The organism is Burkholderia sp. BCC1999 (genome assembly GCF_905339975.1).
Classification (GTDB): Bacteria; Pseudomonadota; Gammaproteobacteria; order Burkholderiales; family Burkholderiaceae; genus Burkholderia.
Genome location: NZ_CAJPHP010000024.1, coordinates 114,831 through 126,835, shown reverse-complemented (window position 1 = coordinate 126,835; position 12,005 = coordinate 114,831). Strand labels below are relative to the sequence as shown.

Sequence of the window (12,005 nt, the reverse complement as noted above, 5' to 3'; positions counted from 1 at the left end):
TGCGGCCGTCATCCATGCTGCCGCACGGCAATCGCCACCCGACCGGACACGCGATCCGGTCGAACGTGGAAAGCAAAGCTGAAACGGCATCGATAGCTTCGCAGGATAAGTTCGCTCCCGCCGTGCGCAAAGCTCCTATAGTCGGCTCTCCCGCAGCATTGCCCGCATTCCGAAGGAGAGCCGCATGTCCCGTTTCAGCTTCATCCGCCGCGCCGTCGTCGCGCTGACCGCCTTTGCCGCGCTCGGCGCGGCGCATGCCGAATCGCGCGAAGTCGTGATCGCGTACCAGGACATGGTCGTGCCGTGGCGCTACGCGCAGGCGAGCGGTGAAGTCGAAAAGGCGACCGGCTACAAGGTCACCTTTCGCAAGCTCGACAGCGGCGCCGACGTGATCCGCGCGCTTGCGTCGGGCTCCGTGCAGCTCGGCGAAGCCGGGTCGAGCCCGATCGCGGCGGGTCTCTCGCAGGGACTCGACATCTCGCTTTTCTGGGTACTCGACAACATCAACGACGCCGAGGCGCTCGTCGCGCGCAACGGCTCGGGCGTCACGAACCTCGCATCGCTGAAGGGCAAGAAGATCGGCGTGCCGTTCGTGTCGACGTCGCACTTCCATACGCTCGTCGCGTTGCAGGCCGCGGGCGTCAATCCGAACGATGTGAAGATCGTGAACTTGCGCCCGCCCGAAGTCGCCGCGGCGTGGGCGCGCGGCGACATCGACGCGACCTATATCTGGGATCCGGTGCTCGCGAAGGTCAAGCAGTCGGGCACCGTGCTCACGACCTCGGGCCAGGTTGCGAAGGAAAGTGGCAAGGCAACCTTCGACGGCTTCGTCGTGAGCCGCAAGTTCGCGCGCGAGAACCCCGAGTTCGTCACGCGTTTCGTGAAGGTGCTGGCGGCCGCCGATGCCGATTACCGCGCGCATGCAGCCGCGTGGAAGGTCGGCTCGCCGCAGGTCGCGGCGGTCGCGAAGGTGTCGGGCGCGAACGCGCAGGACGTGCCGGCCAGCCTCGCACTCTACGCATTCCCGACGGCGGCCGAGCAGGCGTCGCCGACGTGGCTCGGCGGCGGCGCGCAATCGGGCGCCGCGAAGTCGCTCGCGGCCACGGCCACGTTCCTCAAATCGCAGGGCACGATCCAGACGGTGCTCGCCGACTATTCGGCCGGCGTCGATCCGCAGTTCGTGCAGAAGGCCGCGCGCTGAGTGCGGCAATCACCACGGAGTCCTGATCATGAGCACGCTGGAAGTCCGGCAGGTATCGGTCGACTATCCGGGCGAGCGCGGCCGGCCGACGACGCAGGCGCTCGCGCGCGTCGACTTGCGCATCGATGCCGGTGAGTTCGTCGTCGCGCTCGGCGCGTCCGGCTGCGGAAAGACGACGCTCCTGAACTGCATGGCCGGATTCGTCGCGCCGACGACGGGCGACGTGCGCGTCGACGGCGTGCCGGTCACGGGCCCCGGCGCCGATCGCGGCGTCGTGTTCCAGAAATACGCGTTGCTGCCGTGGCTCGACGTGCTCGACAACGTCGCGCTCGGGCTGCGCTTCGCGCGCGTGTCGAAGGCCGAACGCGAAGCACGGGCACGCGAGATGCTCGCGCTCGTCGGGCTGGAAAACCAGGCGCATGCACGCGTGTACGAGCTCTCGGGCGGGATGCAACAGCGGGTCGGCATTGCACGCGCGCTCGCGAGCGATCCGCGCGTGCTGCTGATGGACGAACCGATGGGCGCGCTCGATGCGATGACGCGCGGCACGATGCAGGCGCTCGTGCTCGATGTGTGGGCGCGCACCGGCAAGACGGTGTTCTTCATCACGCACGACGTCGAGGAGGCGCTGTTCCTCGCGACACGCCTCGTCGTGATGACGCCGGGCCCCGGCCGCATTGCGGAAACGTTCGAGTTGCCGTTCGCGCGCCGCTACGTCGAATCGCGCGATGCGCGTGCAGTGAAATCGTCACCGGACTTCATCGCGTGGCGCGAGCGGTTGATCGCGTACCTGCATCGCGACGAGGCGGTTGCGGAGCCCGCGTGATGAGCGAACTCGCGCGGCACGGCGTGGCCGTCGGGCGCGGCCGGAACAGTACTTTGCACAGGCAGGACAGCATGAGCACGCAGGATTCGTGGACGGCCGATCGCGCGGCCGCAGGTTTCGAACAGGGTGAGCGCACGCGGCCTCAGGCGGCGCGTCGTGCGCCGTCGTCGCGCCGCTACCGGCTGCCGGGGGAAGGGAAGACGGCGGGGCTGAGCGCGGCGACGGTCGCGGCGCTGGCCGTGCTGTGGTGGGTCGCGACGCACCGGCAATGGCTGCCGCCGCTGTTCCTGCCCGCACCGGAAGCCGTGTGGGCGGCGTTCGTCGATGCATGGCACGGCCGGATCCAGGGCGGCCTGCCGCTATCCGAACATCTGTTGTGGAGTGCCGCGCGCGTGTTCGGCGCATTCCTGCTGGCAACCGCGATCGGCGTGCCGGCCGGCATCCTGATGGGCGTGAGCCGCGTCGCGCGCGGCGTGCTCGATCCGCTGCTGGAGTTCTACCGGCCGCTGCCGCCGCTCGCGTACCTGCCGCTCGTCGTGATCTGGTTCGGCATCGACGAGACGGCGAAGCTCGTCGTGATCTTCCTCGCGTGCTTCGCGCCGATTGCGATGGCAGCCCGCGCCGGTGTGCGCGCGGCGACGGTCGAGCAGATCAACGCCGCGTATTCGCTCGGCGGCAGCTTCGCGCAGATCGTGCGCCACGTGGTGTTGCCGGCCGCGCTGCCGGAGATCCTCACGGGCCTGCGGATTGCGATCGGGTTCGGCTGGACGACGCTCGTCGCGGCCGAGATGGTCGCCGCGACGGCCGGGCTCGGGCAGATGGTGCTCAACGCATCGAGCTTCCTGCGTACGGACATCGTCGTGATGGGGATCCTGATCATCGGCGCGATCGCATGGCTGTTCGATCTCGCGATGCGGTGGGTCGAGCGGCGGATCGTGCCGTGGAAGGGGCGGGGCTGACGTCAAGCTGGCAACGCGGGCGACACGCACACACACGCGCCGCCGTCGACCGCCGCACTCAATCCCCCATCGCAATCCCTTCCCGCCGCGGATCCGCGCCGCCGAACCACACGGTCTGCCCCTGCACGTTCAGCCGCTGGATCCCCTGCAGCCCCGAGTTCATCTCGACGACCTGCACGTCGTGCCCGCGGCCCTTCAGCCCGTCGGCGAGCCCGTCCGACACGCGGCCGCGTTCCAGCTGCGTCGGTCCGTTCATCGACCCGAAGTTCGGCAGCGCGATCGCCTGCTGCATCGTCATGCCCCAGTCGAGCACGCCGACCAGCGTCTTCGCGACGTGATTGATGATCGCGGGGCCGCCGGCCGAGCCGACGACCATCGTCACCTGTCCGGTCTTCTTGTCGAACACGAGTTCCGGCGACATCGCCGAGCGCGGCCGCTTGCCCGGCTGCACGCGGTTCGCGACCGGCCGGCCGTTGTCGTTCGACACGAACGAGAAGTCGGCGAGCTGGTTGTTCAGCATGAAGCCGCGCACCATCAGCCGCGAGCCGAACGCATCCTCCACGCTCGTCGTCATCGACAGCGCCTGGCCGTAACGGTCGACGATCGCGATGTCGGACGTCGACGGCAATTCGGGACTGCGGTCGTCGGCCATCGCGAGCGTCGCGCCCTGCGGCGTGCCGGCCTGCGCGACGCCCATGCTGCTGTCGCCGATCAGCCGCGCGCGCTGTGCGAGATAGGTCTTGTCGGTGAGGCTCGCCCAGTTGCCGCCCGGCAGCGGCACGAAATCGGGATCGGCGACATAACGCGCACGATCCGCATAGGCGAGGCGGCCGGCTTCGCTGAACAGGTGCGCGGCGAACGGCGTCGGCTCGTAGCCGACATCGTTGCGCACCGGCTTCTGCGCGCCGATCTGCTGCCAGTCGGGCATCGCCTCGAGGATGCCGAGCATCTGCGCGATCGCGAGGCCGCCCGACGACGGCGGCGGCATTCCGCACACGACCGAGCGCCGGTAGCCGGCGCATAGCGGCGTGCGCACCTTCGCCTTGTAGCGCGCGAGATCCTGCAGCGACAGCAGGCCCGGATTGGTCGGATGCTTGCGCACCTTCGTGACGATGTCGCGCGCGATCGCGCCGCTGTAGAACGCGTTCGCGCCGTGGTCGGCGACCTGGCGCAGCACGGTCGCGAGCGCGGGGTTCTTCAGCACCGTACCGGCCGTCTTCGGCGTGCCGTTCGCGTTGTAGAAGTACGCACGCGCGGCCGGGTCGTTCTTCAGGTACGGGTCGTTCGCGATCAGCGTCGCGAGCCGCGGGCTGATCGTGAAGCCGTGCTCGGCGAGCCGGATCGCCGGCTGGAACAGCCGGCGCCATGGCAGCTTGCCATGCGCGCGGTGCGCGGCGTCGAGCATGCGCAGCACACCCGGCGTGCCGACCGAGCGCCCGCCGACGACGCCTTCGTAGAAGCTCATCGGCTGGCCGGTCGGCCCGTAGAACAGTCGGTCGGTCGCGGCGGCCGGCGCGGTTTCGCGGCCGTCGTACGCCTGCGTCGCCTTGCCGTCGAAGTACAGCATGAACGCGCCGCCGCCGATCCCCGACGATTGCGGTTCGACGAGCGCGAGCACCATCTGCGTGGCGATCGCCGCGTCGATCGCGGTGCCACCCGCCTTCAGCATGTCGTAGCCGGCCTGCGTCGCGAGCGGGTTCGCGGCCGCGATCATGAAGCGCTGCGAGGTCCAGCCCGGCTTGTCGGTCCAGCCGGACGACAGCTCGGGCGTGTGAACGCCGGGCAGCGGGACGGCCGCGCCCGATGCGGCCGCGACCGGGACGACGGCGCCCGACGGCGTGGACGGGGACGTGCAGCCGGCGTTGAGGGCGACGAGCGCGACGGCGGCAAGCAGCGTCCAGGGACGCGAAGGCGGGCGAATCCGGTCGAACATTGAACCCTCGGCAGCAGTGAATTCGAATGAGGCGATGGCGCCGGCGCAACGCGGCTGCCGGCCCCGGCGCGCTATTGTCGCCGCGCCGCCGGCGGATTGTCATCCGACAGAAAACCCTGACGAATCCCGCCGGGCCCGCCCCGGCCGGTCTTTCCGGCCTGTTCGAGGATGAACTCTATGAACGTCGACGTCGCGCGCGTGTGGTGCCGGTTCGGCATGTACAGCATGTACATGTGCGTGCCGAAGATGCTGAGCCGGTACGCATCGAGCGACGTGACGACGGTGCCGCGCCGCATGTCGTCCTGCACCACGTAGTCGGGCACGATGCCGACACCGATCCCCGCGAGGATCGCCTGGCGCAGGAACAGGAAGTTCTCCGAAATCAAGGTGGGTTCGAGCAGCACCTCGTGGCGCTCGTCGCCGAGATAGGCGGCGATCCGCAGTTGCCGGCCCATCACCGTCGCGGTGACGACCGGCGCGGCGGCCAGCGCGCCGAGGCTCGACGGCATCCCGTGCGCGGCCGCGAATGCGGCCGACGCACACGCGACGTAGCGCACCGCGCCCATGTCGCGTGCGACGAGGTTCTGCGGCGGCTCCGGCATCACGCGCACCGCGATGTCGATCTCGTCGCGCATCAGGTCTTCCACGCGGTTCTCGAACACGACGTCGAGCACGATGCCCGGATGCAGCCGCTTGAACGCGAGCAGCCACTCGGACATCACCATCTGTCCGTAGCCGCTCGGCACCGACAGCCGCACGCGGCCCTGCAGGTCCTGGCCGAGCGTCGTCACCGATTCCTGCGCGGCGAGCAGCTCGTTGCGGATGCGCCGGCCGTGCTCGTAGAGCTTCAGCCCGATCTCGGTCGGATCGATGCGCCGCGTCGTGCGCCGCACGAGCTGCTGGCCGATCGAGCGTTCGAGCTGGTTCAGCCGGTAACTGACGTTCGCGCGGCTCATCTTGAGCCGCTGCGCGGCCTTGCTGAGATTGCCGGCGTCGAGGATCTCGACGAGCAGCGTCAGCGCGTTCAGGTCCATGTTCTCGCTCCTGATCCGTCCCGTTTAATGGTCGGAAAGCATCCAGTGTCAAGTCAGACTTGACAGCTTGTAAAACGGAGAGGGAATTGTCAATGAATCTCGATCAATCGAGAATCGAGTCATGCCTGGTGCACAGACTGGAGACGCCATGAATTCCCCCGCCACCCCCCAAGCCGGCCCGGTCACGCGCGAACGCCGCGACAAGGTGCTCGTCGTCACGATCGACCATCCGCCCGTCAATGCACTGTCCGCCGACGTGCGGCGCGGCCTTGCCGACGCGCTTGACGCCGCGCAGGCCGACGACGCGATCCGCGCGGTGCTGATCGTCGGCGCCGGCCGCAACTTCATCGCGGGCGCCGACATCCGCGAATTCGGCAAGCCGCCGGTGCCGCCGTCGCTGCCCGACGTGTGCGAGCGGATCGAATCGGGCACGAAGCCGGTCGTGGTCGCGCTGCACGGCGCGACGCTCGGCGGCGGCCTCGAAGTCGCGCTCGCCGCGCATTACCGGCTGGCGGTGCCCGGCGCGAAGCTCGGGCTGCCCGAGGTCACGCTCGGCCTGCTGCCCGGCGCGGGCGGCACGCAGCGCGCGCCGCGCCTGATCGGTGCGAAGGCCGCGCTCGACCTGATGCTGACGGGCCGCCATGCAAGCGCCGAGGAAGCACTCGCGCTCGGCCTCGTCGACCGCATCGCGCACAGCGACGACACGCTCGCCGAAGGCCTCGCCTACGCGCAGGAACTCGTGTCGCTCGGCGCACCGGTGCGCCGCACGCGCGATGCGCAGGGGCTGGCCGACCGCGCGGCCGCGCAGGCCGCGATCGACGCGGCGCGCGCGGAGCTGCCGAAGAAATCGCGCGGACTGTTCTCGCCGGCGAAGATCGTCGACGCGGTCGAGGCCGCGCTCACGCAGTCGTTCGACGCGGGGATGAAGTTCGAACGCAGCCTCTTCCTGCAATGCATCGACAGCCCGCAGCGCGCGGGGCTCGTGCATGCGTTCTTCGCGGAGCGTGAAGCGGCGAAGGCGCCCGAGGCGCGACGCGCGAGCGCGCGGCCGGTCGAGCGGATCGGCGTGGTCGGCGGCGGCACGATGGGCGCGGGCATTGCGGTCGCGGCGCTCGACGCCGGGCTGCCGGTGACGATGATCGAACGCGACGAAGCGTCGCTCGCCCGCGGCCGCGCGCATGTCGAGAAGGTGTATGACGGCCTCGTCGCGAAAGGGCGGATGACGCCGGCCGCGCACGCGGCGCGGCTCGCGCGTTTCAAGGGCAGCACGTCGTACGACGCGCTCGCGCAGGCCGATGTCGTGATCGAAGCCGTGTTCGAAGACATGGCCGTGAAAAAGGCCGTGTTCGCCGAACTCGCACGCGTGTGCAAGCCGGGCGCGGTGCTGGCGACCAACACGTCGTATCTCGACATCGACGAACTGGCCGCGAGCATCGACCGGCCGGCCGACGTGATCGGCCTGCATTTCTTCTCGCCGGCCAACGTGATGAAGCTGCTCGAGATCGTCGTGCCGGCGCGTGTGAGCGCGGACGTCGTCGCGACCGCGTTCGCGCTGGCGAAGCAACTGAAGAAGACACCGGTGCGCGCGGGCGTGTGCGACGGCTTCATCGGCAACCGGATCCTCGCCGTCTATCGCACGGCGGCCGACTACCTGATGGAAGACGGCGCGTCGCCGTACCAGATCGATCGCGCGGTGCGCGAATTCGGCTTCCCGATGGGGCCGTTCCAGGTCGTCGACCTCGCGGGCGGCGACATCGGCTGGGCGACCCGCAAGCGCCGCGCGGCGACGCGCGACCCGCGCGCACGTTACGTGGAGATTTCCGACCGGCTGTGCGAGCGCGGCTGGTTCGGGCAGAAGACCGCGCGCGGCTACTACCTGTATCCGGACGGTGCGCGCGTCGGCACGCCCGACCCGGAAGTCGACGCGATCGTCGCGGAAGAGCGCGCGAAGAAGGGCATCACGCCGCGCACGTTCACCGACGATGAAATCATGCGCCGCTACCTCGCCGCGATGATCAACGAAGGCGCGAACGTCGTGCACGAGAAGATCGCACTGCGCCCGCTCGACGTCGACGCGGTGTTCCTGTGCGGCTACGGCTTTCCGCGCTATCGCGGCGGCCCGATGCACTACGCGGACACGCTCGGCCTCGCGAACGTGCTCGCCGATATCCGCACGTTCGCGAAGGAAGATCCGCTGTTCTGGAAGCCGTCGCCGCTGCTCGTCGATCTCGTCGCGCGCGGCGCGGATTTCGCGAGCCTGAACCGCATCGACTGAACGCCAACCGCATTCGCCACGGAACGAAGATGGACCTCAATTTCACTCCCGAAGAGGAAGCTTTTCGCACGGAAGTGCAGCGCTTCCTGCAAGCCGAATTGCCCGCGCGCATCGCGCGCAAGGTAAAGGGCGGCCTGCACCTCACGCGCGACGACATGCGCGAATGGCACGCGATCCTCAACGCGCGCGGCTGGCTCGCGAGCCACTGGCCGAGCGAATACGGCGGCCCCGGCTGGAGCGTCGCGCAGAAATTCCTGTTCGACAACGAGTGCGCGCTCGCGGGTGCGCCGCGCATCGTGCCGTTCGGCGTGAACATGCTCGGGCCCGTGCTGATCAAGTACGGCAACGAAGCGCAGAAGCGCCGCTGGCTGCCGCGCATCCTCGACGGCACCGACTGGTGGTGTCAGGGCTACTCGGAGCCGGGCGCCGGTTCCGATCTCGCGGCGGTGAAGACGAGCGCGGTGCGCGGGCTCGACGCGCAGGGCGAGCACTACATCGTGAACGGCCAGAAGACGTGGACCACGCTCGGTCACTACGCGAACATGATCTTCTGCCTCGTGCGCACCGCGACCGACGTACGCAAGCAGGAAGGCATCAGCTTCCTGCTGATCGACATGAACACGCCGGGCGTCGAAGTCCGCCCGATCATCACGCTCGACGGCGAACACGAGGTGAACGAGGTGTTCTTCACCGACGTGCGCGTACCGGCGGAAAACCTCGTCGGCGAAGAGAACCGCGGCTGGACCTACGCGAAATACCTGCTCACGTACGAGCGCACCAATATCGCCGGGATCGGCTTCTCGACGGCCGCGCTCGACCGGCTGCGCGCGGTCGCCGCGAAGGTCACGAAGAACGGCCGGCCGCTCGCGGACGATCCGTTCTTTGCGGCGCGCGTCGCGCGTGTCGAGATCGAACTCGAGAACATGCGCACGACCAACCTGCGCGTGCTGGCCGCGGTCGCGGGCGGCGGCGCACCGGGTGCGGAAAGCTCGATGCTGAAGATCCGCGGCACGCAGATCCGCCAGGAGATCACGGCGCTGATGCGGCGTGCGATGGGGCCGTACGCGCAGCCGTTCGTCGACGAGGCGCTCAATGCCGATTACGACGGCGAGCCGGTCGGCCCGGACGAGGCCGCGAGCGCCGCGCAGCAGTATTTCAACAACCGGAAGCTGTCGATCTTCGGCGGCTCGAACGAGATCCAGAAGAACATCATCGCGAAGATGATGCTCGGGCTGTAACGAGGAGCGCGACGATGGATTTCCAGCACACAGAAGACCGCCGGATGCTGGCGGACACGTTGAACCGCTTCATCGCCGAACAGTACGCGTTCCCGGTGCGCGATCGCATCGCACAGTCGGCCGAAGGCTTCGATCGCGCGATGTGGCGGCGCTTTGCCGAACTCGGCACGGTCGGCGCCCTGTTCGCGGAAGCCGACGGCGGTTTCGGCGGCGCGGGCTTCGACATCGCCGTGGTGTTCGAGTGCCTCGGGCGCGGGCTCGTCGTCGAGCCGTTTCTCGGCGCGCTGCTCGCGGGCCGCGCGTTGTCGCTCGCCGGCGGCGACGCGCATCGCGACAGACTTGCCGCGCTGATCGACGGTAACGTGAGCGCGGCATTTGCGCACGACGAGCCGGGCTCGCACTACGAACTGACAACCGTGCGCACGCGCGCCGAACGCTCGGGCGACGGCTGGGTGCTGACGGGCGCGAAGGGCGTCGTCGACCAGGCCGCGCAGGCGGCGTTCTTCGTCGTCAGCGCGCGCGTGTCGGGCGCCGATGACGACGCGGCCGGTATCGGCCTGTTCGTCGTGCCGGCCGACGCATCGGGCGTGTCGTTGCGCGACTACCGGAAGATCGACGGCGGCCGTGCGGCCGAAGTACGCTTCGAGCATGTTGCGCTGTCGGCCGACGCGGCGCTCGGCGCGCACGACGGTGAAGCGGGCGCCGGGTTGCTCGAACGCGTGATCGGCTACGGGCTGCTTGCGCTGTCGGCGGAAGCGCTCGGCGCGATGGATGTCGCGAAGGAACACACGCTCGAGTACCTGCGCACGCGCAAGCAGTTCGGGCTGCCGATCGGCAGCTTCCAGGCGCTGCAGCACCGGATGGCCGACCTGCTGCTCGAAGTCGAGCAGGCGCGCTCGGCCGTGATCAACGCTGCGGCGCAGCTCGACGCGCCGCGCGCGGTGCGCGAACGCGCGCTGGCGGCCGCGAAATACAGCATCGGCCGGATCGGCACGCTCGTCGCCGAGGAGAGCATCCAGCTGCACGGCGGGATCGGGATGACGTGGGAGCTGCCGCTGTCGCACTACGCGAAGCGCCTCGTGATGATCGATCACCAGCTCGGCGATGAAGATCATCATCTCGCGCGCTACATCGCGCTGTCGAAACAATAAAGACGAACGACGCGAATGGAGGAGACAAGGATGACGAACGAATCGCGCGCATTGCCGCTGGCCGGCGTGAAGGTGCTCGATTTCTCACGGGTGCTGGCAGGCCCGTGGTGCGCGATGGTGCTCGCCGATTTCGGCGCGGAAGTGATCAAGGTCGAGCATCCGGCGCGCGGCGACGACACGCGCGACTGGGGCTTGAGGATCGGCGATACCGAAACCACCTACTTCAACAGCGTGAACCGCAGCAAGCGCTCGATCTGTCTCGACCTGCAGACCGACGAAGGGCGGCGGCTCGCGCGGGAGCTGGCCACGCAGGCCGACGTGGTGCTTCACAACTTCAAGTTCGGCGGCGCGGAAAAGCTCGGGCTCGGCTACGACGCGCTGGCCGAACTGAATCCGCGCCTCGTGCACTGCGCGATCTCCGGCTACGACCGGTCGGGCGCCGAAGCCGCGCGGCCCGGTTACGACCTCGTCGTGCAGGGCGAGGCCGGCCAGCCGCCGCTGAAGTTCGGCGTCGCGGCGGTCGACCTGTTCACCGGCATGTACTCGGCGCAGGCGATCCTCGCCGCGCTGTACGAACGCCATGCAACCGGGCGCGGGCGGCGCATCGAGATGGCGCTGTTCGACTGCGGGCTGATGATCACCGCGTACTACGGGCTCGACGCGCTGCTGATGGGCGAGGACCCGCCGCGCTACGGCAACGCACATCCGTCGATCGTGCCGTACGGCGTGTTCGACGCGGCCGACGGCCCGCTCGTGATCACGGTCGGCAACAACACGCAGTTCGCACGCTTTTGCGATGCGATCGAGCGGCCCGACCTCGCGGCCGACGCGCGCTACAAGACCAACCTCGGCCGCTCGGAGAATCGTGCCGACCTGCTGCCCGAGATTCGTCGTGAACTCGCGTGCCGGTCCCGCGCGACGTTGCTCGCGGCGCTCGCCGACGCGGGCATTCCGTGCGGTGAAGTGCTCGGGCTGCACGAAGCGCTGAAGTCGGAACGCGCGACGAGCGCGGGGCTCGTTACGCGGCAGCCGCACCCGGTCGCGGGCGGCGTCGACGTGCTGGCGCCGCCGTACCGGTTCGACGGCGCACGGCTGCCGGTGCGCGGTGCGCCACCGGTGCTCGGCGCCGATACGGATGCGGTGCTCGGCGGCTGGCTCGGGATGTCGGCCGACGAGGTCGCGCGGCTGCGTGCGGATCGGGTGGTCTGACGCGCGCATCGTCCTTTTCACCGGATTGCCTTTCTCCGCCGCGGCGCGGGCGGATCGGTCGACGCGCCGGCCATCCACAAAACACCCCTCGCGAAACGACGAGGGCACTCGGCGGGACTGGAGCAGGCGCTGATGCGCTAGCTCTGGTCGACCGCGAAGCATGGGACCAGAGTAAGCGC

General features: G+C 69.1%; 9 protein-coding genes. 7 read left to right on the top strand and 2 right to left on the bottom strand.

Features of this window, described 5'->3' with window-relative positions; all coding sequences use genetic code 11:
* Positions 1–184 precede the first annotated feature (184 nt).
* The 3 genes from tauA to U5809_RS28660 are packed head-to-tail and all read left to right on the top strand — an operon-like array spanning position 185 to position 2,986.
* Positions 185–1,201, top strand: coding sequence for a taurine ABC transporter substrate-binding protein (gene tauA, locus U5809_RS28670; protein WP_322088990.1), 1,017 nt, complete (start codon positions 185–187; stop codon positions 1,199–1,201).
* Between the two features lie 28 nt (positions 1,202–1,229).
* Complete coding sequence (locus tag U5809_RS28665; RefSeq protein WP_322088989.1) at positions 1,230–2,027, top strand: taurine ABC transporter ATP-binding protein; 798 nt, start codon at positions 1,230–1,232, stop codon at positions 2,025–2,027.
* Positions 2,027–2,986 (top strand): ABC transporter permease subunit, encoded by a 960-nt coding sequence (locus U5809_RS28660; RefSeq protein ID WP_322088988.1) that lies wholly within the window; start codon positions 2,027–2,029, stop codon positions 2,984–2,986. The genes U5809_RS28665 and U5809_RS28660 overlap by 1 nt, the downstream gene beginning before the upstream one ends.
* Before the next feature lie 58 nt (positions 2,987–3,044).
* On the opposite strand, the gene ggt is transcribed toward U5809_RS28660, so the two are convergent.
* Positions 3,045–4,919 (bottom strand): gamma-glutamyltransferase, encoded by a 1,875-nt coding sequence (ggt, locus tag U5809_RS28655; RefSeq protein ID WP_322088987.1) that lies wholly within the window; start codon positions 4,917–4,919, stop codon positions 3,045–3,047.
* 71 nt (positions 4,920–4,990) lie between these two features.
* Positions 4,991–5,953, bottom strand: coding sequence for a LysR family transcriptional regulator (locus tag U5809_RS28650; protein WP_322088986.1), 963 nt, complete (start codon positions 5,951–5,953; stop codon positions 4,991–4,993).
* A gap of 148 nt (positions 5,954–6,101) precedes the next feature.
* On the opposite strand from U5809_RS28650, the gene U5809_RS28645 reads away from it, so the two are divergent.
* From U5809_RS28645 to U5809_RS28630, 4 genes are read left to right on the top strand one after another with little or no spacing between them, the layout of a single operon-like run.
* A complete protein-coding gene (locus U5809_RS28645; protein WP_322088985.1) occupies positions 6,102–8,228 on the top strand; it encodes a 3-hydroxyacyl-CoA dehydrogenase NAD-binding domain-containing protein in 2,127 nt (708 codons plus the stop codon).
* 29 nt (positions 8,229–8,257) lie between these two features.
* Entirely contained in the window at positions 8,258–9,466 is a 1,209-nt protein-coding gene (locus U5809_RS28640) for an acyl-CoA dehydrogenase family protein (RefSeq protein WP_322088984.1), read from the top strand.
* 14 nt (positions 9,467–9,480) lie between these two features.
* The gene (locus U5809_RS28635) at positions 9,481–10,617 is read left to right on the top strand and encodes an acyl-CoA dehydrogenase family protein (protein ID WP_322088983.1); all 1,137 of its coding nucleotides are present in this window, start codon (positions 9,481–9,483) and stop codon (positions 10,615–10,617) included.
* 30 nt (positions 10,618–10,647) lie between these two features.
* Entirely contained in the window at positions 10,648–11,826 is a 1,179-nt protein-coding gene (locus U5809_RS28630) for a CaiB/BaiF CoA-transferase family protein (RefSeq protein ID WP_322088982.1), read from the top strand.
* The last annotated feature ends 179 nt before the right edge of the window (positions 11,827–12,005 follow it).

Bases quoted from the DNA above. Each gene is read 5' to 3' on its own strand.
- tauA (WP_322088990.1), top strand. From the start codon at position 185: ATGTCCCGTTTCAGCTTCATCCGCCGCGCCGTCGTCGCGCTGACCGCC.
- U5809_RS28660 (WP_322088988.1), top strand. From the start codon at position 2,027: ATGAGCGAACTCGCGCGGCACGGCGTGGCCGTCGGGCGCGGCCGGAAC.
- U5809_RS28635 (WP_322088983.1), top strand. From the start codon at position 9,481: ATGGATTTCCAGCACACAGAAGACCGCCGGATGCTGGCGGACACGTTG.
- U5809_RS28640 (WP_322088984.1), top strand. From the start codon at position 8,258: ATGGACCTCAATTTCACTCCCGAAGAGGAAGCTTTTCGCACGGAAGTG.
- U5809_RS28630 (WP_322088982.1), top strand. From the start codon at position 10,648: ATGACGAACGAATCGCGCGCATTGCCGCTGGCCGGCGTGAAGGTGCTC.
- ggt (WP_322088987.1), bottom strand. From the start codon at position 4,919: ATGTTCGACCGGATTCGCCCGCCTTCGCGTCCCTGGACGCTGCTTGCC.
- U5809_RS28665 (WP_322088989.1), top strand. From the start codon at position 1,230: ATGAGCACGCTGGAAGTCCGGCAGGTATCGGTCGACTATCCGGGCGAG.
- U5809_RS28650 (WP_322088986.1), bottom strand. From the start codon at position 5,953: ATGGACCTGAACGCGCTGACGCTGCTCGTCGAGATCCTCGACGCCGGC.
- U5809_RS28645 (WP_322088985.1), top strand. From the start codon at position 6,102: ATGAATTCCCCCGCCACCCCCCAAGCCGGCCCGGTCACGCGCGAACGC.